The sequence below is a fragment of the Streptomyces hokutonensis genome (assembly GCF_042751305.1).
Classification (GTDB): Bacteria; Actinomycetota; Actinomycetes; order Streptomycetales; family Streptomycetaceae; genus Streptomyces; species Streptomyces hokutonensis_A.
On sequence record NZ_JBHYWD010000018.1, the window covers coordinates 1 to 24,295 of the forward strand.

20 protein-coding genes are annotated in these 24,295 nt (G+C 70.9%); 9 read left to right on the top strand and 11 right to left on the bottom strand.

The genetic code is table 11. The features are described from left to right. The 3 genes from cysD to ACFXC1_RS36155 form a co-directional block, all read left to right on the top strand. Positions 1-579 (top strand): sulfate adenylyltransferase subunit CysD (gene cysD, locus ACFXC1_RS36145; protein ID WP_381251026.1); only part of this gene is annotated, 579 nt, incomplete at its 5' end. A gap of 2 nt (positions 580-581) precedes the next feature. Continuing rightward, positions 582-1,793 (top strand): sulfate adenylyltransferase subunit 1, encoded by a 1,212-nt coding sequence (locus tag ACFXC1_RS36150; protein WP_381251028.1) that lies wholly within the window; start codon positions 582-584, stop codon positions 1,791-1,793. Between the two features lie 229 nt (positions 1,794-2,022). Continuing rightward, positions 2,023-2,478: an ATP-binding protein gene (locus ACFXC1_RS36155; RefSeq protein WP_093629617.1), complete on the top strand. Its 456-nt coding sequence runs from the start codon at positions 2,023-2,025 to the stop codon at positions 2,476-2,478. A gap of 23 nt (positions 2,479-2,501) precedes the next feature. Here the strand turns inward: ACFXC1_RS36155 and argF are convergent, their stop codons facing one another. Together argF and ACFXC1_RS36165 are read right to left on the bottom strand one after the other, a co-directional pair. Then, the gene (gene argF, locus ACFXC1_RS36160; protein WP_381251030.1) at positions 2,502-3,509 is read right to left on the bottom strand and encodes an ornithine carbamoyltransferase; all 1,008 of its coding nucleotides are present in this window, start codon (positions 3,507-3,509) and stop codon (positions 2,502-2,504) included. 78 nt (positions 3,510-3,587) lie between these two features. Next, positions 3,588-4,811, bottom strand: coding sequence for an arginine deiminase (locus ACFXC1_RS36165; protein WP_201055709.1), 1,224 nt, complete (start codon positions 4,809-4,811; stop codon positions 3,588-3,590). A gap of 160 nt (positions 4,812-4,971) precedes the next feature. Here ACFXC1_RS36165 and ACFXC1_RS36170 point away from each other — a divergent pair, with 160 nt between their 5' ends. Both ACFXC1_RS36170 and ACFXC1_RS36175 read left to right on the top strand, forming a co-directional pair. Then, on the top strand, positions 4,972-6,012 hold the full coding sequence (locus ACFXC1_RS36170; protein ID WP_381251032.1) for an SPFH domain-containing protein: 1,041 nt from the start codon (positions 4,972-4,974) through the stop codon (positions 6,010-6,012). Further along, positions 6,009-6,908 carry a hypothetical protein gene (locus ACFXC1_RS36175; RefSeq protein ID WP_381251034.1) on the top strand — a complete coding sequence of 300 codons (900 nt, stop codon included), beginning with the start codon at positions 6,009-6,011 and terminating at the stop codon, positions 6,906-6,908. Before ACFXC1_RS36170 ends, ACFXC1_RS36175 begins: the two co-directional genes overlap by 4 nt. A 117-nt stretch (positions 6,909-7,025) precedes the next feature. Here the strand turns inward: ACFXC1_RS36175 and ACFXC1_RS36180 are convergent, their stop codons facing one another. From ACFXC1_RS36180 to ACFXC1_RS36190, 3 genes are all read right to left on the bottom strand, one after another. After that, positions 7,026-9,572, bottom strand: a complete 2,547-nt coding sequence (locus ACFXC1_RS36180; protein WP_381251036.1) for a polynucleotide kinase-phosphatase — start codon at positions 9,570-9,572, stop codon at positions 7,026-7,028. Further along, positions 9,569-11,032 (bottom strand): 3' terminal RNA ribose 2'-O-methyltransferase Hen1, encoded by a 1,464-nt coding sequence (locus tag ACFXC1_RS36185; protein WP_381251038.1) that lies wholly within the window; start codon positions 11,030-11,032, stop codon positions 9,569-9,571. Before ACFXC1_RS36185 ends, ACFXC1_RS36180 begins: the two co-directional genes overlap by 4 nt. A 132-nt stretch (positions 11,033-11,164) precedes the next feature. Continuing rightward, a complete protein-coding gene (locus tag ACFXC1_RS36190; RefSeq protein WP_381251040.1) occupies positions 11,165-11,830 on the bottom strand; it encodes a TetR/AcrR family transcriptional regulator in 666 nt (221 codons plus the stop codon). Between the two features lie 164 nt (positions 11,831-11,994). Here ACFXC1_RS36190 and ACFXC1_RS36195 point away from each other — a divergent pair, with 164 nt between their 5' ends. After that, complete coding sequence (locus ACFXC1_RS36195) at positions 11,995-13,458, top strand: MFS transporter (protein WP_381251042.1); 1,464 nt, start codon at positions 11,995-11,997, stop codon at positions 13,456-13,458. An 80-nt stretch (positions 13,459-13,538) separates the two neighbouring features. Here ACFXC1_RS36195 and ACFXC1_RS36200 read toward each other — a convergent pair whose 3' ends face one another. Then, positions 13,539-14,462, bottom strand: a complete 924-nt coding sequence (locus ACFXC1_RS36200) for an LLM class F420-dependent oxidoreductase (RefSeq protein WP_381251044.1) — start codon at positions 14,460-14,462, stop codon at positions 13,539-13,541. A 244-nt stretch (positions 14,463-14,706) separates the two neighbouring features. Here ACFXC1_RS36200 and ACFXC1_RS36205 point away from each other — a divergent pair, with 244 nt between their 5' ends. Continuing rightward, positions 14,707-14,883: a hypothetical protein gene (locus tag ACFXC1_RS36205; protein WP_381251046.1), complete on the top strand. Its 177-nt coding sequence runs from the start codon at positions 14,707-14,709 to the stop codon at positions 14,881-14,883. 32 nt (positions 14,884-14,915) lie between these two features. Here ACFXC1_RS36205 and ACFXC1_RS36210 read toward each other — a convergent pair whose 3' ends face one another. The 4 genes from ACFXC1_RS36210 to ACFXC1_RS36225 all read right to left on the bottom strand — a co-directional run bounded on the left by ACFXC1_RS36210 (position 14,916) and on the right by ACFXC1_RS36225 (position 17,621). Next, entirely contained in the window at positions 14,916-15,389 is a 474-nt protein-coding gene (locus tag ACFXC1_RS36210) for a DUF6099 family protein (RefSeq protein ID WP_381251048.1), read from the bottom strand. Positions 15,390-15,589: 200 nt separating this feature from the next. Continuing rightward, positions 15,590-15,916, bottom strand: coding sequence for a nucleotide pyrophosphohydrolase (locus ACFXC1_RS36215; RefSeq protein ID WP_262063276.1), 327 nt, complete (start codon positions 15,914-15,916; stop codon positions 15,590-15,592). Next, the gene (locus ACFXC1_RS36220) at positions 15,913-17,130 is read right to left on the bottom strand and encodes an AAA family ATPase (RefSeq protein WP_381251050.1); all 1,218 of its coding nucleotides are present in this window, start codon (positions 17,128-17,130) and stop codon (positions 15,913-15,915) included. Before ACFXC1_RS36220 ends, ACFXC1_RS36215 begins: the two co-directional genes overlap by 4 nt. A 95-nt stretch (positions 17,131-17,225) precedes the next feature. Continuing rightward, positions 17,226-17,621, bottom strand: coding sequence for a cell division protein SepF (locus ACFXC1_RS36225; RefSeq protein WP_381251052.1), 396 nt, complete (start codon positions 17,619-17,621; stop codon positions 17,226-17,228). 198 nt (positions 17,622-17,819) lie between these two features. Between ACFXC1_RS36225 and ACFXC1_RS36230 the strand changes: the two genes are divergently transcribed. After that, positions 17,820-21,833 (top strand): molybdopterin-dependent oxidoreductase, encoded by a 4,014-nt coding sequence (locus ACFXC1_RS36230; protein ID WP_381251054.1) that lies wholly within the window; start codon positions 17,820-17,822, stop codon positions 21,831-21,833. 199 nt (positions 21,834-22,032) lie between these two features. Next, positions 22,033-23,706 carry a hypothetical protein gene (locus tag ACFXC1_RS36235; RefSeq protein WP_381251056.1) on the top strand — a complete coding sequence of 558 codons (1,674 nt, stop codon included), beginning with the start codon at positions 22,033-22,035 and terminating at the stop codon, positions 23,704-23,706. A 7-nt stretch (positions 23,707-23,713) separates the two neighbouring features. On the opposite strand, the gene ACFXC1_RS36240 is transcribed toward ACFXC1_RS36235, so the two are convergent. Then, positions 23,714-24,226 (bottom strand): YceI family protein, encoded by a 513-nt coding sequence (locus ACFXC1_RS36240; protein ID WP_381251058.1) that lies wholly within the window; start codon positions 24,224-24,226, stop codon positions 23,714-23,716. Positions 24,227-24,295: the final 69 nt, after the last annotated feature.

The following is a 24,295-nucleotide window of genomic DNA, read 5'->3' on the forward strand; positions in this document are numbered from 1 at the left end:
CGCAACCCGCTCCAGACCGTGCCGTTGACGGAGAAGATCCAGAGCGAGCGTTTCGACGCCGTGTTCGGTGGCGGTCGCAGGGACGAGGAGAAGGCGCGGGCGAAGGAGCGGGTGTTCTCGCTGCGTGACGAGTTCTCGCAGTGGGACCCGCGCAGGCAGCGGCCCGAGCTGTGGAACCTCTACAACGGACGGCACGCACCCGGCGAGCATGTCCGGGTATTTCCTTTGAGCAACTGGACCGAGCTGGACGTCTGGCAGTACATCGCCCGCGAGGGCATCGAGTTGCCCGACATCTACTTCGCGCACTACCGCGAGGTCTTCAACCGGGGCGGCATGTGGCTGACCGCCGGTGAGTGGGGCGGGCCGAAGGCGGACGAGACCGTGGAGAAGCGGCAGGTCCGGTACCGGACCGTCGGCGACATGTCGTGCACGGGTGCCGTCGACTCCGAAGCCGCCACGCTCGACGAGGTGATCGCCGAGATCGCGGCGTCCCGGCTGACCGAGCGGGGCGCCACGCGTGCCGACGACAAGATGTCCGAGGCCGCGATGGAAGACCGCAAGCGCGAGGGGTATTTCTAACCATGAGCACGACCACCATCGACACGCTGCGGTTCGCGACGGCCGGTTCGGTCGACGACGGCAAGTCCACGCTCGTAGGACGGCTGTTGCACGACTCCAAGTCGGTCCTCACCGACCAACTGGAGGCCGTACAGCGGGTGTCGGCCGACCGTGGGCAGGACGCGCCCGATCTCGCGCTGCTCACCGACGGTCTGCGCGCCGAGCGCGAACAGGGCATCACCATCGACGTGGCGTACCGCTACTTCGCCACCCCCCGGCGCCGTTTCATCCTCGCCGACACGCCAGGTCATGTGCAGTACACCCGCAACATGGTGACGGGTGCCTCCACGGCCGAGTTGGCGATCGTCCTGATCGACGCGCGCAACGGAGTCTTGGAACAGACGCTGCGGCACGCCGCCGTGGCCGCGCTGTTGCGGGTGCCCCATGTGGTGCTGGCCGTCAACAAGATGGATCTCGTCGGATACGAGCAGGCGGTGTTCGAGCGGATCGTCGAGGAATTCGCGGGCCACGCGGCCGAGTTGGGGCTGCCGTCCTTCACGCCGATCCCGGTCTCGGCGCTGGTCGGCGACAACGTGGTGGACCGTTCGGCGCACATGGACTGGTACGAGGGCCCGGCGCTGCTGGAGTTCCTGGAGAACGTCCCGGTGGGCGCCGATCCGTCCGACGCGCCGGCCCGCTTCCCCGTGCAGTATGTGATCCGGGACGGTGAAGTCCGTTGGTACGCGGGGCAGTTGGTGTCCGGTTCGCTGCGGGTCGGGGACCGGGTGACGGTGCATCCCTCCGGTGAGCCCTCCGAGATCGCCGGGATCTCCGTGCTCGGTACCGAGGCGGACGCGGCGTACGCGCCCCAGTCGGTGAGTCTGCGTCTCGCCGACCAGCGGGACGTGTCGCGCGGCGACATGATCACCGCCGGGGCCGACGCGCCCGTGCTCACCCAGGACGTCCGGGCCGCCGTTTGCCATCTGGCCGACCGGCCGCTGCGGGTCGGCGACCGGGTGCTGCTGCGGCACACGACGCGGACGGTGAAGGCCGTCGTACGCGATCTCGGCGGTGCCGCCGAGCTGACCGCGAACGACCTGGGCCGGATCACCCTGCGTACCGCCGAGCCGCTCGCCCTCGACGACTACGCGGTGTCCCGCCGCACGGGCGCGTTCCTGGTGATCGACCCGGCGGACGGCGCGACGCTCACCGCGGGGATGGCCGATCCGGGCTGATCCCGCCTCGCTCAGAACGCCCTCGGGCCCCGTTTCGGACGGGGCCCGAGGGCGTTCTTGTCACGAGATGTCAATAGCGCGGTAACAAGGGGACCTGTCGTGCGAGAGAGGGCGTTGAACCGGGTATGCCGCTCGGTACCGGGACGAAGGTCCCGTACGGTGCCCGCCGAGAGACCCTGACAAAGGGCGCCGTACCATTCATATAGTTGAAAGCAGGACAGCCTGCTCCATGAACGGACCCGCCTTGCAAGAACGCCCCTCCGCCTCCGCCTCCTGGCGCATCGCACTGCCGCACACCGCCGCGGCCGTGCCGGTGGCCCGCGCACTGGTCCGTACGGCTCTCTCCGAGGTGAAGCACACGGCCGACAGTGACACCGCGGAGCTGCTGACGGCGGAGCTGGTCGCGAACGCGGTGGAGCACACCGCCGGTGACGCCCCCATAGAGCTCGTGGTCGAGCTGCTGCCCTCCGGCTGCCGGGTCGAGGTGCACGACCCCGACCCGGAGCCGCCCGTGAGTCTGACCAAGCCCGCCGACGAGGAGCCCGACCCCTGGCAGGAGCACGGGCGCGGCCTGCTGCTGATCCGCGCGCTCAGCTCGTCGTGCGGCCACCGCCCCACCGAGTCCGGCAAGGCGGTGTGGTTCCGGCTCCCCGTCGTACCGGCGCAGTGGCGTCCGGCGGGATAGCCGACGGGCGTTTCAGGACCTGATCAGGCCAGGGTCGCGACCAGCACGGCCTTGATCGTGTGCAGCCGGTTCTCCGCCTGGTCGAAGACGACCGAGTGGGCCGACTCGAAGACCTCGTCGGTGACCTCCAGCGAGTCGAGGCCGTGGGTCTCGTATATCTCGCGGCCGACCTTGGTGCCGAGGTCGTGGAAGGCCGGCAGGCAGTGCAGGAACCTGACGTCCGGGTTGCCGGTGGCCCGCAGGACGTCCATGGTCACGGCGTACGGCGCGAGGGCCGCGATCCGCTCGTCCCAGACCTGCTTGGGCTCCCCCATGGAGACCCAGACGTCGGTGACGACGAAATCCGCGCCCGCGACCCCGTCCTCGATCCCCTCGGTGAGCGTGATCCGCGCGCCGCTCCGCTCGGCGAGCGCGCGGGCGGCGGTGACGATCTCCTCGGCGGGCCAGTACGACTTCGGGGCGACGATCCGTACGTCCATGCCGAGCAGCGCGCCGGTGACCAGGTAGGAGTTGCCCATGTTGAAGCGCGCGTCGCCGAGGTAGGCGAAGGCGATCTCCCTGAGTGGCCTGTCGCTGTGCTCGGTCATGGTGAGGACGTCGGCGAGCATCTGGGTGGGGTGCCAGTCGTCGGTGAGCCCGTTGTAGACCGGGACGCCCGCGTACGCCCCCAGCTCTTCCACGGCGGCCTGGCTGTCCCCGCGGTACTCGATACCGTCGAACATACGGCCGAGCACCCGCGCGGTGTCCTTCACGGACTCCTTGTGCCCGATCTGCGAGCCCGACGGGTCGAGGTAGGTCGTCGAGGCGCCCTGGTCGGCCGCGGCGACCTCGAACGCGCAGCGGGTGCGCGTCGAGGTCTTCTCGAAGATCAGCGCGATGTTCTTGCCCGACAGGTACCGCGTCTCGCCCCCGGCCTTCTTGGCGGCCTTCAGCTCGGCGGCCAGCTCGATCAGGCCGCGGAACTCCTCCTCGGAGAAGTCCAGCTCCTTGAGGAAGTGGCGGCCGGCGAGGGCGGTCGGGACTGTCGCCATGGGGGCGCTCCAGAGATGCAGGTACAGGTACGGGGAACAGGTGCTCAGGTTTGGAATTCTATACGATACATAGAATTTCTATACGGCGTCCCGCTCGACCGGGCAGCTCATGCAGCGCGGCCCGCCCCGGCCCCGGCCCAGTTCGCTGCCCGGGATCTCGATCACCTCGATGCCCTGCTTGCGCAGAAACGTGTTGGTGGTGGCGTTGCGCTCATAGGCGACGACGACACCCGGCTCGACGGCGAGGACGTTGCAGCCGTCGTCCCACTGCTCGCGCGCGGCGGCGTGCACGTCCTGGGTGGCGGTCAGGACCCGGATCCCGTCCAGCCCGAGGGCGGCGGCGATCGCGCGGTGCATGTGCTCCGGCGGATGGTCGGTGACCTTCAACTCCTTGTCGCCGACGCCCGGTTCGATGGTGTACGACCGCAGCATGCCGAGCCCCGCGTACTGGGTGAAGGTGTCGCCGTCGACCATCGTCATCACCGTGTCGAGATGCATGAAGGCGCGCTGCTTGGGGATGTCGAGCGCCACGATCGTGCGCGCGGAGCCCTCAGCGAACAGCTTGTGCGCGAGCATCTCGACGGCCTGCGGGGTGGTCCGCTCGCTCATGCCGATGAGCACCGCGCCGTTGCCGATGACGAGGACGTCCCCGCCCTCGATGGTGGACGGGTAGTCGGCCTGCCCCTCGGACCAGACGTGGAACTTCTCGGTGCGGAAGAGCGGGTGGTGCCGGTAGATCGCCTCGAAGTGGACGGTCTCGCGCTGCCGGGCCGGCCAGCGCATGGCGTTGACGGAGACGCCGTCGTAGATCCAGGCGGAGGTGTCGCGGGTGAAGAGGTGGTTGGGGAGGGGGGCGAGGAGGAAGTCGTCGAGGTCCATGACGTGGAAGCGGACGGAGGTCGGCTCCGCGTGGGCTTCCAGGAACTCGCGCTTGGTCATGCCGCCGACCAGCGCCTCGGCCAGTTCGGGCGCGGGCAGCGCCTCGAAGGCGGCGCGGAGGTGGTCGGTGGCGAGCGGACCGTACTCCTTCTCGTCGAAGACCCGGTCCAGGACGAGTGAGCGGGCCGCCGGGATCGCCAGGGCCTCGGCGAGCAGGTCGCCGAACAGGTGGACCGCGACGCCGCGGTCGCGCAGCACGTCCGCGAAGCCGTCGTGCTCGGCGCGCGCCCGGCGCACCCAGAGCACGTCGTCGAAGAGGAGGGCGTCCTTGTTGCTGGGGGTGAGCCTTTTGAGCTCGAGATCCGGCCGGTGCAGGATGACGCGGCGCAGCCGCCCGGTCTCGGAGTCGACATGGAGTGCCATGTCTCCATCCTGACCATCTCGGACCGAGTTCACCCCCTACTTGTCGTACTGCCATTTGTTCTCGTCCTCTTGACGACAAGTATGCCGGGCGATTATCGTCTTACTGACGAGATCGATGCGGGATCTCACGGGATCTTCCGACCGGATCTGAGGGACTCTGATGGCCGACATCACCCGGCGCCTGGGCTGGCGCCACCTGCGCGGGGCTCCGACGGCGCACATCCGCCACCACCGCTCGGGCAGGTTGCTGCACGACGGGCCCGGACTCAGCTTCTGGTTCCGCGCGTTGACCGCCGCGCTCTCCGAAGTGCCGGTCGACGACCGGGAGCTGGCCATGACCTTCCATGCCCGGACGTCCGACTTCCAGGACGTGGCGGTCCAGGCGACCGTCACCTACCGGATCAGCGACCCGGCCCTCGCCTCCGCACGGCTCGACTTCTCCGTAGACCCGGACACGGGCGTATGGCGAGGCGCACCCCTTGAGCAACTCGGCACCCTGCTGACCGAGACGGCCCAGCAGCACGCGCTGGCCGTGTTGGCCCGTACGCCGTTGGCGTCCGCACTGGTCGACGGGGTGACGGCGGTCCGGGAGCGCATCGCGGCCGGCCTGGACACCGAACCGCGCCTTCCGGCCACCGGCATCGAGGTGGTCGCCGTCCGCGTGATGGCGCTGCGGCCCGAGCCCGAGGTGGAGCGGGCGCTGCGCACTCCGGCCCGCGAACAGATCCAGCAGGAGGCGGACAAGGCCACCTACGAACGCCGGGCGGTGGCCGTAGAGCGCGAACGGGCGATCGCCGAGAACGAACTCGACAGCCAGATCGAACTCGCCCGCCGCGAGGAGCAGTTGGTCGACCAGCGCGGTACCAACGCCCGCCGCGAGGCCGAGGAGCACGCGGCGGCCGACGGGGTCCGCGCGGAGGCGGAGGCGACCCGTACGGTACGGCTCGCCGACGCCGAGGCTGCGCGTTCCGTACGGCTGGCCCGTGCCGAGGCCGAGGGCTCGCGCGAGGTGGGCGACGCGCGGGCGCACGCCCAGGCGGCCTGGCTGCGGGTGCACGCCGATGTCGACGTCGCCACCCTGAACGCGCTCACCGGGACGCGGCTCGCGGAGAACCTGCCGAACATCGACAGCGTCACGATCTCGCCGGACGTGCTGACGGGGCTGCTCGCCAGGCTCGGTGGCGGCGAGGCCGGCGCGTGAGTCTCGCACCGCGGGTCGTCCTCGTCCACCGGACCACGGAATACGAGGAGTTGGTGGCCCGGCACGGGACGCACGGCCAGGCCGCGTACTTCCTGCGCTCGCGCGGCCGGGACATCGAGGAGGTCGCCGAACGGCACCGCCGGACGCGCCGGGCACTCGCCGAGGTGTCGTCCTCGGTACCGCTGACCTGGCGTCAAACCCAGGTCGAGCGGGCCGACTTGGACCGGTTCCTGTTCGCGCCGGAGGACGTGGTGGCCGTGGTCGGGCAGGACGGTCTGGTCGCGAACGTCGCCAAGTACCTCTCCGGACAACCGGTGTTGGGCTTCGACACGGACCCCGGGCGCAACCCGGGTGTCCTGGTGCGCCACCGGCCGTCGGACGCGGCCGTCCTGCTGCCCGCCGCCCTCGCGGCCGGCACCGGTGCGGACGAACTCACCATGGTCGAGGCCGTCGCCGACGACACGCAGCGGCTGGTCGCGCTCAACGAGATCTATCTGGGAGCCGTCGGTCATCAGACGGCCCGATACCGCCTGGGCCTGGAGGGCGACGGGGGTGTCGTCGAGGCCCAGGCGTCCTCCGGGGTGCTCGTGGGAACGGGCACCGGGGCCTCCGGCTGGCTCCGGTCGGTGTGGCAGGAGCGGGGCAGTGCCCTCACCCTGCCACACCCCTCGGAGGACAGGCTGGTGTGGTTCGTACGAGAGGCGTGGCCTTCGCCGGTCACCGGGACGTCGTTGGTGGCGGGTGAGCTGGAGGGGTCGGCGACTCTTCAACTCACCGTGGAGTCGGAGCAGTTGATCGTGTTCGGGGACGGGATGGAGGGGGATGCGGTGGAGTTGACGTGGGGGCAGGTGGTGGGGGTGGGGGTTTGTGGGGAGCGGTTGCGGTTGGTGGGCTGAAAAACCTTTCCCGCTCACCCACCCGTCTCGGACGCTTTAAAGGTTCACCTTTTAAGAGACGGCGAACGGGTGGGTGAGTGGGAAACGGCGGTCTGGGGGCGGAGCCCCCAGCGGCGCCTACAACCTCGGGTCCACCGGCTCCGACTCCAGCGCCAGCACCCCGAACACCGCCTCGTGCACCCGCCACAGCGGCTCGCCCTCCGCCAGCCGGTCAAGCGCCTCAAGGCCCAGCGCGTACTCCCGGATCGCGAGGGACCGCTTGTGGTTCAGGAAGCGGCCGCGGAGGCGGGTGAGGTTGTCGGGGCGGGTGTACTCCGGGCCGTAGATGATGCGCAGGTATTCGCGGCCACGGCACTTGATGCCGGGCTGGACCAGTCGGCCCGACTCGCCGCGCACCACCGCGCCCACCGGCTTGACGACCATTCCCTCGCCGCCCCGGCCGGTCATCTCCAGCCACCAGTCGACGCCAGCCTGGATCGACTCGGGGTCACCCGTGTCGACGTAGAGGCGGCGGGTGGTCTGCAGCAGACCTGTGCTGTCGTGTTCCACGAGCCGGTCCAGCAGGGCGAGTTGTTCGTCGTGCGGGAGTGCGGCGAGGCTGCGGCCCTGGACCGCGAGGAGCTGGAACGGGGCCAGGCGGACTCCGTCGAGGCCGTCCGTGGTCCAGCAGTAGCGGCGGTACGCGTCGGTGAACGCCGAGGCGTCGGCTGCCCGTTCGCGCTGCCGGGAGAGGAGGTCCGTCACGTCCACGCCCCGTCCGGCAGCGCCTTCCAGCGCGGCCAGCGCACCCGGGAACACCGACCCGGCCGCCGCGCCGACCGCCGCGTACTGACCGCGCAGCAGCCCGGACGCCTTCAGCGACCACGGCATCAACTCCGCGTCCAGCAGCAGCCAGTCGGTGTCGAGAGCAGCCCAAAGGTCTGCCGCGTCCAGTGCCGCCCGCAGTCGGCCGAGGATCTCCTCCGTTACCGTCGGGTCGTCGAAGAAGGGGCGGCCCGTGCGTGTGTACAGCGAGCCCGTCGGGCCGTCGACCCCGAACCGCTTCCGTGCCGTCTCAGCGTCCCGGCACACCAGCACCACCGCCCGCGAGCCCATGTGCTTCTCCTCGCACACGACCCGCGCGACCCCGTCCTCGGCGTACTGCGCGAACGCCTCCGCCGGGTGCTCCAGGTAGCCGTCGACGCGCGAGGTCGCCGTCGGGGCCATCGTCGGCGGGAGGTACGGCAGCAGGCGCGGGTCGACCGCGAAGCGGCTCATGACCTCCAGGGCCGCCGCCGCGTTCTCCTCACGGACCGACACCCGGCCCGCGTGCCGGGTCTCCACCACCCGGCGGCCGTGCACGTCCGCCAGGTCGAGCGGGCGACCGTCGTGGCCGCCGGGTGCCTCCGAGCGCAGCGGGCGGGTCGGCTCGTACCAGACCTGCTCGGCCGGTACGTCGACCAGTTCCCGCTCCGGCCAGCGCAGCGCGGTGAGTTTGCCGCCGAAGACGGCGCCCGTGTCGAGGCAGATGGTGTTGTTGAGCCAGGTGGCCTCGGGGACCGGGGTGTGGCCGTAGACGACGGCCGCGCGACCCCGGTAGTCCTCGGCCCACGGGTAGCGCACCGGCAGGCCGAACTCGTCGGTCTCGCCGGTCGTGTCGCCGTACAGCGCGTGCGAGCGGACCCGGCCGGAGGTGCGGCCGTGGTACTTCTCGGGCAGGCCGGCGTGGCAGACGACCAGTCGGCCGCCGTCGAGGACGTAGTGGCTGACGAGTCCGTCGATGAACTCCCTTACCTGGGAACGGAATTCGTCGGTCTCCTCCTCCATCTGCTCGATCGTCTCGGCCAGGCCGTGGGTGTGCTGGACCTTGCGGCCCTTGAGGTAACGGCCGTACTTGTTCTCGTGGTTGCCCGGTACGCACAGCGCGTTGCCCGACCCGACCATGGACATCACGCGGCGCAGTACGCCCGGCGAGTCGGGGCCGCGGTCGACGAGGTCGCCGACGAAGACGGCCGTGCGGCCCGCCGGGTGGACACCGTCGTCGTAGCCCAACTTGCCGAGCAGGGTCTCCAGTTCGGCGGCGCAGCCGTGGATGTCGCCGATGATGTCGAAGGGGCCGGTGAGGTGGGTCAGGTCGTTGAAGCGCTTCTCGGTGACGACCGTCGCGTTCTCGATGTCCTCGACTCCGCGCAGGATGTGCACCTTGCGGAAGCCCTCGCGCTCCAAGCCCCGCAGGGAGCGGCGGAGTTCGCGGGTGTGTCGGGTGATCACACGGCGCGGCATGTCTGCGCGGTCGGAGCGCGAGGCGTTGCGCTCGACGCACACCTCTTCCGGTACGTCGAGCACGATGGCGATGGGCAGGACGTCGTACTGCCGTGCCAGGTCGATGAGTTGGCGTCGGCTGTCCTGCTGCACGCTGGTCGCGTCGACGACCGTGCGGCGGCCGGCGGCGAGGCGCTTGCCCGCGATGTAGTGCAGGACGTCGAAGGCGTCCCGGGTGGCGCTCTGGTCGTTCTCGTCGTCGGAGACCAGGCCGCGGCAGAAGTCGGAGGAGATGACCTCGGTCGGCTTGAAGTGGCGGTGTGCGAAGGTGGACTTGCCGGAGCCGGAGGCGCCGATCAGAACCACGAGGGAGAGGTCGGTCACGGGCAGGGTGCGGACCTTCGCGGGGGTCTCGTTCGTCATGCGGCCTTCTCCTCCTTCACGGTGCTTACGCTGAACACAGCCATCTGCGTGGGCGGGCCCACCTCGGGGTCGTCGGGTCCGACCGGTACGAACTCGACCTCGTAGCCGTGTCGTTGGGCTACGTTCGCCGCCCACTCCCCGAACTCCGCGCGCGTCCACTCGAAGCGGTGGTCGCCGTGCCGGACGTGTCCGGCCGGGAGGGTCTCCCAGCGGACGTTGTACTCGACGTTCGGGGTGGTGACGACGACCGTCCTGGGGTGGGCGGCGCCGAACACCGCGTACTCCAGCGCCGGCAGCCGGGGCAGGTCGAGGTGCTCGATGACCTCGCTGAGCACGGCGGCGTCGTATCCCTTTAGGCGGTTGTCGGTGTAGGCGAGCGAGCTCTGGAAGAGCCGGACGCGCGAGGACTGCCGCTCCCCCATGCGGTCGAGCTTGAGGCGGCGGGCGGCGATGTTGAGCGCGCGCATCGACACGTCGGTGCCGACGATCTCCGTGAACCGGGTGTCCTTGAGCAGCGCCTGCACCAACTGCCCCTGCCCGCACCCGAGATCGAGCACGCGGCCGGCGCCGGACGCCTTGAGCGCCTCGACGATCGCGTCCCGGCGCTGCACGGCGAGCGGTGTCGGCTTCTCCTCGGTCTCGGTCTCCGGTGCGACGGCGTTGTCGATCTCCTCGACCTCGCTGTCGTCGGCCTCGGCGAGCCGTACCAGTTCCAGTCGCTCCATGGCCTCCCGGGTGAGGGACCAACGGCGGGACAGATAACGGCTGGTGATGAGTCTCTGCTCCGGGTGCGCGGGCAGCCAGCCCTCACCTGCGCGCAGCAGTTTGTCGACCTCGTCGGGGGCCACCCAGTAGTGCTTGGCGTCGTCGAGGACCGGAAGCAGGACGTACAGGTGGCGCAGCGCCTCGGCGAGGGTCAGCGTCTCCGACTCCAGTACGAGGCTCACGTACCGCGAGTCGCCCCACTCGGGGAACTCGGCGTCCAGCGCGACCGGTTGGGCGGTGACCGTCCAGCCGAGGGGCGCGAAGAGCTTCCGTACGAGGTCGGTTCCGCCCCTGGCGGGCAGTGCGGGCACCTCGATCCGCAGCGGCAGCGGCTGGGCCGCGCGCTCCGGGCGGGCGTTGCACACGCCGCGCATGGCGCTGGAGAAGACCGCGCTGAGTGCGACGGCGAGGAGCGAAGAGGCCGCGTACGGACGGTCGTTGACGTACTGCGCGAGCGCCGCGTCGGGCGCGCCGCCGCGTCCCTTGCCCTTGCCGCGCCGGACCAGTGCCACCGCGTCGACCTCCAGCAACAGCGCCGCCGTGCAGCGCCCGGCATCCGCCTCGGGGTAGAGGACGTACGCCTGGCCGTAGGACGTGGAGAACGCCTGCGCCTTCTCGGGATGCTTGTGCAGCAGGAAACCGAGGTCGGTGGCGGGGAGTTCGGGGGTGCCGGTGGTACTGATCGTCAGGAACATGCGGAGGACCTCTCCGACGGGTGGATGAGTGTGCGCTGCCGTGCGTGCGAGAGCCCCCGGGGTCGGTGACACCGGGGGCTCGGCAGGACGACCGTCCCACCTTCGCACAGGGCGGGCGAGCTGCGCCTTCGGTTATCGCGAGGGCTCCGCGGCCAGCCGCTCCACCGTCGTGACCGTCTGCTCCAGGATCGTGTCGAAGAGGCGGGCGTGGGCGGCGGGGAGGTCGGCGAGGAGGGGGCGGAGGAGGTCCGTCCTGGGGTCGGGGGCGGGGGTGTCGTCGAGGAGGGCGGTCATCTCGTCGTCGGGTCTGCGGTAGCCCTCGTAGACGGCGTTGCCGAGCAGCGTCGAGGAGATGAGGGTGACGGCGAGGGCCAGGTCCTCGGCGGAGAGGCCGGCCGGGAGGAGGATCTCGCGCAGCCGGGTCAGGCCGGGGGTCCAGGCGGGGTGCCGGGTCGTCGTCATGTACGGCATGAGCTGGGGGTAGGGGCGGAGGTTGGCCTGCCCGGCGCGCATCCAGGCGCGGAGCCGGTCGGGCCAGGGACCCTCGGGGATGGGGTCGCGGCGCATGGCCTCCAGGACGTGGTCGGCGGCGGCCTGGAGGAGGGCGTCGCGGTCCGGGAAGTAGCGGTAGAGGGCCATGGGGGCGGCGCCGACGACGTCGGCGACCCGCTTGATGGTGAGGGAGACGGCCGGTTCGGCGAGCAGGACCTCGACCGCGCCCTCGACGATCCGCTCCCGTGACAGCCGGGGCGGGCGTCCCCTGCCCCGGCGGCCGGAACCCGTCGCCACCTGCGTCATCCGTTGCGCCTCTCCGTCCGTGACAGCCGTGCCCGGACAGGGGAAGGCTACCGCTCCGGCACTTCGCGGGCCCGGCTCCCCTTATTTTGCGTATGACGTACGAAAAACATGCCAGACTCGTTCCGTTCGGCCCCCTGTCGCACGCATGAGCCGGAGGCTTCGCCATGTCCGCGTCCGCCATCCCCACCCCGACCGCCGAGGGGGCCGGGCGCTCCGGCGCCGTCGTCCGGGTCCTGGCCCTCGGCGGGATCACCGTCTCGCTGATGCAGACGCTGATCATCCCGATCGTGCCCGAGCTGCCCAAGCTGCTGAACTCCTCGCCGTCCGACGCCACTTGGGCGATCACCGCGACCCTGCTGGCCGGGGCCGTCGCCAACCCGGTGGTGGGACGGCTCGGGGACATGTACGGCAAGCGGCGGATGCTGCTGCTCAACCTCGTGCTGCTGATAGCGGGTTCGGTGGTCGGCGCGCTCAGCGACTCGCTCGCGCCGATGATCGTCGGACGGGCGCTCCAGGGCTTCTCGACGGCGGTCATCCCGCTCGGCATCAGCATCATGCGCGACGAACTCCCGCCGGAGCGGCTGGGATCGGCGACCGCGCTGATGAGCGCTTCGCTCGGGGTGGGCGGTGCGCTGGGGCTGCCGACGGCCGCGTTCATCGCCGAAAAGGCCGACTGGCATGCGCTGTTCTGGACGGCGGCGGCGCTCGGTGCCGTGGTGACCGCGCTCGTCGTGGTGTTCGTACCGGAGTCGGCGGTGCGCAGCGGAGGCCGGTTCGACGTGGTGGGCGGCGTCGGGATGTCGATCGGTCTGGTGTGTCTGCTGCTCGCCGTCTCCAAGGGGGCGGACTGGGGTTGGGGCAGCGGGACGACGACCGGGCTGTTCGTGGTGGCCGTCGCCGTGCTGCTGGTGTGGGGCTGGTGGGAGTTGCGCACCGAGCGGCCGCTGGTGGATCTGCGTACCAGCGCGCGGCGCCAGGTGCTGCTGACGAACCTCGCGTCCGTGGTGTTCGGCTTCGCCATGTTCGCCATGTCGCTGGCCGTGCCGCAGTTGCTCCAACTGCCCACGCTCACCGGCTACGGCCTCGGCCAGTCCGTGCTCGCGGCGGGCCTCACGCTCGGCCCCTCCGGCCTGGTGATGATGGCCACGGCGCCGCTGTCCGCCCGGATCTCGGCGGCGGCCGGGCCCCGGGTCACCCTTATGCTGGGCGCGCTCGTCGTGGCCGCCGGTTACGGCCTCGGCGTCGTGATGCTGGCCGCTGTCTGGCAGGTCGTCGTGGTGTGCTGTGTGATCTCGGCCGGGGTCGGTTTCGCCTACGGCGCGATGCCCGCGCTCATCATGGGGGCCGTGCCGCTGTCCGAGACGGCCGCCGCGAACAGCCTCAACAGCCTGATGCGCTCCATCGGTACGTCCGCCTCCAGCGCCGTCGCCGGAGTCGTACTGGCGCACATGACGACGACGTTCGGCTCGCTGACGGTCCCCTCCCACAACGGTTTCCGCGTGATCATGGGCATCGGTTCGGCGGCGGCCCTGGCGGCCCTGGCCCTGGCCGCGTTCCTCCCGGGCCGACGGCCGGCCGTCGGCGCGGAGGTGCCGGCGGCGGCCTCCGCCGGGGCGGGGGCCAGGTAGGGGTTCCAAAAAAGTGTGTCACTTCGCCCTGAAAGTGACACACTTTTTTGGAGGGGGTCCCCCACCCCGCCCTCGCGGTGCTACGACAGCTGCGACTGCACCTGGGACGAGATCAGCTCCAGGTGGTCCAGGTCGTCGAGGTCGAGGACCTGGAGGTAGATCCGCCGGGAGCCGGTCTCGGCGTAGCGGCCGATCTTGTCGACGACCTCGGACGGGGAGCCCGCGAGACCGTTGGCCTTGAGTTCGTCTACCTCGCGGCCGATCACGGCGGCGCGGCGGGCGACCTCCTGGTCGTCCTTGCCGACGCAGACGACGAGGGCGTTGGAGTAGATCAGGTCGTCCGCCTTGCGGCCGGCGGCCTCGGCGGCGGCGCGGACCCGGCCGAACTGCCGCTCGCTGTCCTCGATCGAGGCGAACGGCATGTTGAACTCGTCGGCGTACTGCGCGGCCAGCTTCGGGGTACGGCTCGCGCCGTGGCCGCCGATCAGCACGGGGATCCTGGACTGCGCGGGCTTGGGCAGCGCGGGCGAGTCGGTCAGGTCGTAGTACGTGCCGTGGAAGTCGAAGGTGTCGCCGGGCTTGGTCTCCCACAGGCCGGTGACGATGGCGAGCTGCTCCTCCAGGCGGGCGAACTTCTCCTTGGGGAAGGGGATGCCGTACGCCTTGTGCTCCTGCTCGAACCAGCCCGCGCCCAGGCCGAGTTCGACCCGGCCGCCCGACATCTGGTCGACCTGCGCGACCTGGATGGCGAGGACGCCGGGGAGGCGGAAGGTGCCGGCCGTCATCAGGGTGCCCAGGCGGATGCGCTTGGTCTCGCGGGCGAGGCCGGCGAGGGTGAGCCAGGCGTCGGTGGGGCCGGGGAGGCCGTCGCCGGAGCCCATGCTCAGGAAGTGGTCGGAACGGAAGAAGGCGTCGAAGCCGAGATCCTCGGTCGCCTTGGCCACGGCGAGCAAGGTGTCGTAGGTGGCCCCCTGCTGGGGCTCGGTGAAGATGCGAAGATCCATGCCTCCATCCTGCACGCCGGGGTGCCGGTCAACCCCACCGGTCCCTCCGGCCCCACTCCTGCCCGGTCGGGTGAAATTGCGTCAACCGTGCGCACGGGGACTGCCCGTGCCAGTGACCCGCCCCGGTGATGATCGTTGGCTCGGGCGGAACCGGACCGCCCGGATTCCCGCACCGGCAAGGCGACGTCGGGGCGTCACCCGCATCGGCCTCCGCTCTCGGAGGCCACGGGCCGAGGAGGCCGTCATGTCCGAAGAAGCCGTGCCGCAGCAGGGCGGGCCTGCGCAACCGAAGGGGTTGTTGCAGCAGATGGAGGAGCTGATGGCGTCACTGAACGCGGACCTGTCCGCCCTCGACGCCGACCTCCAGTCGGCCGGAAGCACGGGGTCGGTGTCCGCCGAGGGGGGCGGCGCGACCGCCTGACGCCGCTGCGGCGCCGGAGGCGGACGTCTCTCTCACCCCGCCTCCCGCTCCGGTATCTCCGCCCGCTCCCGGTCCGCCAGTCTTCGCAGCATCTCAAGGACCCGGTCCCGCGACTCGTCGGCCGCGTCGATCGCCTCCATGCACTGCCAGTACGTGCCCTCGTCGTCCGCCGCGCAGGCGATGCCGACCAGGGCGATACCGACCTCGCCGAGCAGGCCGCCCAGGCAGAGGAGAGCGAGCCGGGCGTCGCCCAGCTCCGTGAGCTGCGCCGCCCGTAAGTCCTCCATCGCCAGCACCGGGGTGTCCAGGACGCCGCAGCCCCGGCCCGCCAGCTCGGTCAACCCCAGTGCCTCACCGCGCAGTTCGGGCGGACCGAAGACCGCGAGGCGGCTGCCGATCGCCTGCGCGAGGGCCTGCGCCTGCCACACCTCGGTCATGGTCCCCGGCACGTCCCCGCTTCCGGCCAGGGCACGCCTGCTCGTCACGATGAGCCGCATCGCGTCCATGCACTGCCCCCGTCATATCCCGCCGTGCTGTTCGCACGTCCGCCCGAACTCACTTGTCCACTACCCAGAGTGAGAGTCCCTGAGACGAAAAGCCAGAGGAAGGCGGAAATCTGTGGACAACAAATCGGTTGCGGACAGATGAATGACTCCGGAGAGTGAAAATGGACGCGCCGACTCCCCCAACTTGTCCACTACGGCCGTCACGGCCGGGGGAACCGGTCCTCGTTCCGGTCGATCTTCGCCTCCAGCGCGGCGAGCGGGTCGATGCCGAGCACCTCGCACAGCTGCAGCAAGTAGGCGAGCACATCGGCGACTTCGTCCCGCACCCGGTGCGCGCTGTCCGGGTCGTCCATGACCCGCGCGGACTCCTCGGGGGTCAACCACTGGAAGATCTCGACCAGTTCGGAGGCCTCCACACTGAGCGCGGCGACGAGGTTCTTGGGGGTGTGGTAGGGCTGCCAGTTCCGTGCAGCGGCGAACTCGGCCAGTCTGCGCTGCAGTTTCGCCACGTCGAGATGTTCTGTCACGGCACCAGGTGTACCACCGTGACCCCCTCGACCCCGTCGGCCCAGGACGCGTCGCTCACCGCGCCGACCAGCCGGATGTGCCCGCGCTCGCACATCCGGGCGGCGAGCCGCAGCAGTTCGGCCCGTTGCCGTACGTCCAGTGCGCGGTCGAGGCCGTCGGCGAGGACGGTGAGGGTCTGCATCGCGGCCGGGACCTCGCCGGGCGGGTCCACCTCCAGGACGCCGGGGCCGGTGAGGAGCACCAACGCGAGTGCCGCATAACGGAGTTCACCGTCACCGAGCCGTCCGAAGCCGGTGCGCCCGCGGTCGCCCCGGTCGAGCACGGCCCCGACCAGACCGTCGCGCAGCGGTTCCGCGAGCACGTCCGCGACGGCTCCGGCGCATCCGGCGCGGACGGCCGCGACGAGTTGGCCGTGGCGCCGCCCGCACTCGCTCCGAGTGCGCCACAGCACGTCGGCGAGGTTTGCGCAGTCCCGCAGCAGCCGCCCGTCGCCGATCGGCACGGGTGCGCGCATCCGCTCGGGCACCGGGTCACAGGCGAAGACGGAACGCAGGGCGACCACCATCTGCTCGGCGGCGGCGAGGACTTGGCGCTGTCCGTCCGTCTTCCCCGCGACCCGCAGCGGCAGCAGGGCGGTGCCGAGCCGGTCGTCGGGCAGCGGGGCGCGGGTGACCGGTGACGAACCCGCCGTGTGCCAGGCGGCCTGTACCGAGCGGCGGGTGGGGTCGCGCAGGGCGGTCTCCAGGAGGACCAGCCCGCCGGACGTCAACCGCTCGCCCACGATGCGGAGTTCGGGCTCGGCCTGGACGGCGACGTCGAGCCGTACCGGGCCCTCGGGTCCGTCCGCCGTACAGCCGATGCGGAAGCCGCGCCTGCGCTGGGCGTCGGGCCGGGCCCGGTCGGGGACGCAGGCGACCGGGTCCGGGAACACCTCCCTCACCTCGCCTCCGCCGCCGAGCCGCGCGAGTGCCTCGTACGCCCGCAGCGCGCTCGTCTTGCCGCCGCCGCTGGGCCCGGCGAAGAGGGTGAGCGGCCCGAGCGGGAACCCGGCGCCCCGGTGCGTGGCGAACGCCGACAGCCTCAGCTCGGTGAGGTGTGGCCGGTCGGGGGAGGACTCGGGGCCCACCGGTGACGGCCGGGGTGCGGCGGCCTGCGGTGGTACGCGGGGCTCGCACGGCGGAGCGGACTGCGGGGACTGCGGGGACACGGCCATATCCGGACCGTAGGCCTCCGCTGTCAGGCGAACCGTTCCGTCCCGGCGACCTTCCTACGATCGGGGGACCGCCCGCCACCGCTCTCCGGTCGGACTCACACGCCCGGAACCCCCGCCCCCTCCATCAGCCCCCGCACTTCAGTCCCCGGCGGCGTGAGCAGGAACACATTCCGGTCGACCCGGGTCATCCCGCTCGACAGGCCGAAGACGACGCCGGTGCTGAAGTCGAGCACCCGCTTGGCGACCTCGGCCTCCGCGCCGGTCAGGTCCAGGAGCACCGGTATGCCCGCCATCAGGGTCTCCGCGACCTCGCGGGCGTCCCCGAACACGTTCACCCGCAGGACGACGAAGCGGCGGCGCGGCTCGGTCTCGGCCTCGGGTATGGATCGGTGGCTCACGGCGGACGGCCAGGCGTCCCGGCCTCGCAGCGGCACTACCTGCGCGAGCCCCTCCCACTGTTCGTCGGTGACATCGTGGCTGTTCACCGGCATGCTCCGTCCTGGGTCGCGCTGGCAGTCTGCATCCGGCAATTGTTGCGCACTGTCACCCGTTCGGCCCAACAGCGACACACTCCGCGACAAGATCCGGCACATCTCACACCGGCCCCGAGCCGGTTGTGCAGCGGGCGTAACCCCTCATGATCGAGCCGCGTGACATCGGCGTAACGGGCAATTCGTAGCGTCTACGGCATGACGACGAGCCTCCGGACCCAGCAGGTGCGAACGGTCTGCTCGTACTGCGGTGTGGGCTGCGGCATGCTGCTCGACGTCGGGGCGGGTCCCGACGGCAGGCGTACGGTCCTCAGGGCGTCCGGCGACAAGGCGCACCCGGCGAACGCGGGGCGGCTCTGCACCAAGGGCGCGACCACGGCCGAGATGCTCGCCGCGCCGGGCCGGCTGACGAGCGCGCTGGTCCGGGACGACCGGGGCGCGGAGCCGGCGCCGACGCCCGTCGCGGATGCCGTCGCCGAGACCGCGCGCCGGCTGCGGAGAATCGTCGACGAGCACGGGCCGGACGCGGTCGCCTTCTATGTCTCCGGTCAAATGAGCCTGGAGGCCCAGTACTTGGCGAACAAGCTGGCCAAGGGGTTCGTCCGGACGAACCAGATCGAGTCCAACTCCCGGCTGTGCATGGCGAGTGCGGGTGCCGGCTACAAGTCGTCGCTGGGCGCGGACGGGCCGCCGGGCTCGTACGAGGACTTCGAGCGGGCGGACGTGTTCCTGGTCATCGGCTCGAACATGGCCGACTGCCATCCGATCCTCTTCCTGCGGATGATGGAACGGGTCAAGGCGGGCGCCAAGCTGATCGTCGTCGATCCGCGCCGGACCGCCACGGCGGCGAAGGCGGACCTGTTCCTGCAGATCGCGCCGGGCACCGATCTCGCCCTGCTCAACGGCCTGTTGCACCTGCTGCACGAGAACGGGCACACCGACCCGGAGTTCATCGCCGCGCACACCGAGGGCTGGGAGGCGCTGCCCGAGTTCCTCGCGGACTACGCGCCGGACGCCGTCGCCGCGATCACCGGACTCGCCGAGGACGACATCCGTACGGCGGCCCGGCTGATCGGCGGGGCGGGCGAGTGGATGAGCTGCTGGACGATGGGGCTCAACCAGTCCACGCACGGCACCTGGAACACCAACGCCCTCGTCAACCTGCATCTCGCGACCGGCGCCATCTGCCGCCCCGGCAGCGGCCCCTTCTCCCTCACCGGCCAGCCGAACGCGATGGGCGGCCGTGAAATGGGCTACATGGGACCGGGGTTGCCGGGCCAGCGGTCCGTACTGGTCGACGCGGAACGGGAGTTCACCGAGGAGGTGTGGGGCCTGCCGCCGGAGACCATCCGCGCGGACGGGGTCGGCCGGGGCACCGTCGAGATGTTCCAGAAGATGGCCGACGGCGACATCAAGGCCTGCTGGATCATCTGCACCAACCCGGTGGCCTCCGTCGCCAACCGACGCACCGTCATCGAGGGCCTGGAGAACGCCGAGTTCGTCGTCACCCAGGACGTCTTCACCGACACCGAGACCAACGCGTACGCCGACATCGTCCTCCCCGGCGCGCTGTGGACCGAGTCCGAGGGCGTCCTCGTCAACAGCGAGCGCACCCTCACCCTCGCCCGCCCCGTCGTCGACCCGCCCGGCGAGGCCACGTCCGACTGGCGGCTCATCGCGGCCGTGGCGTGCGCGATGGGCTACGAGAAGGGCTTCACCTACGACAGTGCCGAGCAGGTCTTCGAGGAGATACGGCAGTTCTGGAACCCGGTGACCGGGTGGGATCTGCGCGGGGTGACCTACGAGCGGCTGCGGTCCACACCGGTGCAGTGGCCGGCGGCGGAGGAGGACGGGCCGGACCGCAATCCCATCCGGTACGTGGGCGGCGGTGAGCTGCGGTTCCCGACCGCCAGCGGGCGGGCGGTGTTCCACGCTCGTCCGCACATGCCGGCCGCCGAACTGCCCGACGACGACTACCCGTTCGTGCTCAACACCGGGCGCCTTCAGCACCAGTGGCACACGCTCACGAAGACGGGCAAGGTCGCCAAGCTCAACAAGCTGAACCCCGGGCCCTTCGTCGAACTGCATCCGCAGGACGCGCGGGAGTTGGGGATCGCGGAGGGCGACTCGGTGGAGGTGGCGTCGCGCCGGGGGCGGGCGGTGCTGCCGGCCGTGGTGACCGACCGGGTGCGGCCCGGAGGCTGTTTCGCGCCGTTCCACTGGAACGATCTCTTCGGCGAGTATCTGAGCGTCAACGCGGTGACCAGCGACGCGGTGGATCCGGTGTCGTTCCAGCCGGAGTTCAAGGTGTGCGCGGTGTCGCTGGCGAAGGTGGCGAGCGCGCCACCGGCACAGCCGGAGGTCGTCGTGCCGACCTCCGTGACCCCGGGCGCCAATCCCTTCGGTCTCGACCCCGCCCCGCCGCCCGTCCTCACCGCGCAGGAACGCCTCTATCTGACCGGCTTCCTCGCGGGTATCGAGTCCGGCGCCCCGGGTGTGCCGACGCTTCCGCCGGACGCGCCCTTCAGCACCGAACACGCCTTGTGGGTCAACGGTGTTCTCGCCGGGATGTATTCGAGGTCGACGGTCGCGCCCGTACAACAGCCGCAAGAAGGGCGGCAGATCGTCGTCCTGTGGGCCTCGCAGACAGGCAACGCCGAGGAGTTGGCGACGGCCACCGCCGAGCGGCTCGGCTCGGCCGGACACCGGGCGAGTCTGCTCGGCATGGACCAGGCCGACGTCGGCACACTTCCGGCCGACGCCGATCTCCTCTTCATCACCAGCACGTTCGGCGACGGTGATGCCCCCGACAACGGCTCCGGCTTCTGGGACGCGCTCGCCGGCGAGCAGGCGCCCCGGCTGGACGGAGTGCGGTTCGCGGTGCTGGCCCTGGGCGACTCGTCGTACGACGACTTCTGCGGGCACGGGCGCCGACTGGACGCGCGGCTCGACGAGTTGGGCGGGGTGCGGCTGACCCCGCGCGCGGACTGTGAGCCGGACTTCGAGCCGTCGGCGGACGCGTGGCTGGGCCAGGTGATGACGGCGCTGGGCGCCGAGCCCGGAGTCCCGGAAGCACCGCGCCGCGCCCCCAAACCCGCCCCCGTGCTCGCCCGGCTCGTCGGCAACCGGCTGCTCAGCCGGCCCGGCGCGGGAAAGGAGGTGCGGCGGTTCACCTTCGACACCAGCGGGATCGACCTCACGTACGAGGCCGGCGACGCGCTCGGCGTGCGGCCGGTCAACTCGCCGGACCTGGTGGCGGAGTGGCTGACCGTCACCGGTGCCGATGCCTCGACGGTCGTAGAGGTGGCGGGTGTTGGCGAGTTCCCTTTCGCCGAGGCACTTCACCGTCAGCTGGACATCACCCGCATCACCCCGGACCTGCTCCGCTTCGTGGCCGAACGGGCCCGGGACGACCGGGAGTTGCGCAGGCTGCTGCGGCCCGACAACAAGGACCGGCTCGCGCAGTGGAGTTGGGGGCGGCAGGCGGTGGACGTGCTCGCCGAGTATCCGGTGAAGGCGGGTGCGGAGGAGTGGGCCGGGGTGCTCAAGAAGCTTCAACCGCGCCTGTACTCGATCTCCTCCAGCCCCCTCGTCGACCCGCACAGTGTCTCTCTGACGGTGTCGGTGGTGCGCTACGAGAATCTCAACGGCCGTCCGCGCGGCGGGGTTTGCTCCCCGTTCCTCGCCGATGCCGATGCCGGGGCGGGCACGGAGGTGCCCGTGTTCGTGCAGCGGTCGCCGCACTTCCGGCCCCCCGCCGACGCGGGGACTCCGATGGTGATGGTCGGGCCGGGTACCGGGGTCGCGCCGTTCGTCGGGTTCCTCCAGGAGCGGCGCGCGCTCGGGCACGCGGCGCCGAACTGGCTGTTCTTCGGCGAGCAGCACCGCGCGACGGACTTCTACTACGAGGAGGAACTCAGGGAGTTGCTCGACGAGGGCGCGCTCGCCCGGCTCGACACGGCCTTCTCCCGGGACCAGCGGGCCAAGGTGTATGTACAGGACCGGATGCGTGAGCACGGGCCGGAGTTGTGGCACTGGCTGCAGGAGGGCGCGCACTTCTATGTGTGCGGTGACGCCTCGCGGATGGCGAAGGACGTGGACCGGGCGCTGCGGGACATCGCGGTCGCGCACGGCGGTCTCGACGAGGCGGAGGCGGCCTCGTACGTGAAGCAACTGGCAGCGGCGAAACGGTATGTGCGCGATGTTTACTGAATGAACTGATGGCTTCGGTCAGTTGAACAATGACGTTCGCTTTTGCTGCTTTCCCGCCACAAAACCGGACTTCTTACCACCCTCACACCCGACTCTTCACGATGCGCGACACCTCGCTCACCGGGGCCGAATAGCCTCCTATGTCGTGCACTTGGCAGAAACACCACAGGTGACACCCGGTCGGCGGACACAGTCGGCGGTGTCCGCCCCGGAACCTCCCGCGCAGTGGCATCGCATCCTCACCCTGCTCGCCGACATCAGTCTGTTCATCGGTGTCCGCCCGGTGTGGACGCAGGCCGCCAGCCACCGGCTCGTCGTGGCGGCGGCCGTGTCCCTGTGCTACGTCTCGATCCTGGTGTGCGGGGTGCTGGCCCTGGTGGTGCGCAGGGCACGGTCGTTGGCCCGGATCGACCTCGCCGTCCTGGTGACGGCGGTCCTGCTGACGCTGGCCGCGTGGTCCGTGTTCCACAACGGCGGCGACGAGGCGGTCCTCACCACCCAGGCCGCCAAGGAACTGGCCGCCGGGCACCCGGTCTACGGACAGCCCTGGCCCTGGCTCTTCCACTCCGGTGGCGTCGCGCTGACCCCGACCGTGAGCGGCGGCTACGACTACACCTACGGATATCCGCCGCTGGAAGTGCTGTTGACGGCGCCCCTGCTGTGGATCGGGCACGGCGGCGCCCCCGCGACGGCCGTCGCCACCGGTGCGCTGATCGCGGGCGCGGTCCTCATGTGGCGGCTGCTGCCCACCCAGTGGCGTTCGGCGGCGACCATCGCGTGCCTGGGCCTCGGCCTGCTGCCGACCTACGGCAGGCAGGGCTATCCCGCCGTCCTGGCCATGGCGTTGCTGGTGCCGGTGGTGGTCCGCTGGCCCCGGATCGGCAGGGGCGGCCGGCTCGGTCCCGCCGGGATCGCCCAGGCCGCGTGCCTCGGGGCGGCCTGCGCGGCGCAGCAACTCCCCTGGTTCCTCACGCCGTTCCTGCTCGCCGGGATCTACGCCGTGCGGCGCGGCGAACTCGGCGCCAGGCAGGCGGCGTTGGTGCTGCTGCGGATCATCGGGGTCGCGCTCACCGTATGGCTGCTGATCAACACGTACTTCATCGTGCACGAGCCGGGCACCTGGATCGCGGGCATCGCGCTGCCGCTGACCCAGGGCGCGGTGGTGCACGGCCAGGGCCTGGTGGACATCTCGCTGTACTTCACGAACGGCAGCGACCGGCTCGACTGGTACTCCCACGCGAGCATGCTGCTGGCGGCGGGGCTGCTCGCCGTGTTCGTGCTGTTCGTACGGCGGTTGGGACCCGCGGCGACCGTGCTGCCCTGGTGCGCCTTCTATCTGGCGACGCGTTCGCAGGACGGCTACTACCTGATGATGACGCCGCTGTGGCTGGCGGCGGCGGTCACCACACCGCTCTCGGAGTTCCGCGACGCGTGGCAGCCGCGCCCCCGCGCACTGTCCGGCCCGAACCGGCGCCGGGCCAGGGTGGCGGCGGCCGTACTGCTGCTCACGCCCGCGCTGGCGAGTGCCGCCGTGGCGGCGACGGGCGCGCCGCCGATGAGCATGAAGCTCGCCGGGGTGCGGCGCGCGGCGCCCACGGTCGTGACCCGGCTGACCGTCGAGGTCACCAACTCGTCCGGCAGCGCCCTCTCGCCCCACTACATGCTCACCACGGGTCAGGGCATGAGCAGGTTCTGGTCCCAGGTGGGCGGTCCGACGACGCTGCCCGCGCACAGCACCGAGCGCATCGAACTCCAGCCGGCCGGGGGGAAGTTCGTCCTCCCCCACAAGACGGTCCGGATCCGGGTGCGCGCGTTCACCGCGAGCCCGCAGACGCTGTCCAGCTCGGACGTCCAGCTGCAGCCCGCGGGTTGACGGTTCGTCAGGCCGCGGCGCGCTGGAAACGCAGCGTGGTCGTCACGGTGGTCAGGCCGCGCAGCATGCCCAGCTGGTTCCAGCCCAGGCCGAACTGGTCGCGGTCCACGGTGAATTCGGCGTCCAGGGTGAGCGCCTCGGCGGTCGCGTCCTTGAGCCGGGCGGTGAAGTTCTGCGGGCGGCTGATGCCGTGGACGGTCAGCTGACCGACGACGTGCACGGTGTCGCCGGTCAGCTCGGCGCTGCGGACCGCGAAGGTGATCTCCGGGAACTTCTCGACGTCGAAGAGGTCGGCGGAGCGCAGATGCTTGTCGCGCTTGGCGTTCTTGGTGTCCAGGGAGGCGGCGGCCAGGGTCAGCGTGCCGACCGCGGACCCGTCGGGGCGGACCTCGCCCTGGCCGGTGACGGTGCCGAAGGTGCCCTTCACGTTGACCAGGCCCCACATCGTCCTGTGGCTGATGCCCACTGTGGAGGCGGCCTGGTCGAGCTGCCACACCCCGGTTTCGACGGCGACGGTCATGATCTCTCCCGCTGGTTCCAGTAGTCCAAATTTGAATGAGCCTCACGCTAGCTCATTATCCAAATCTGG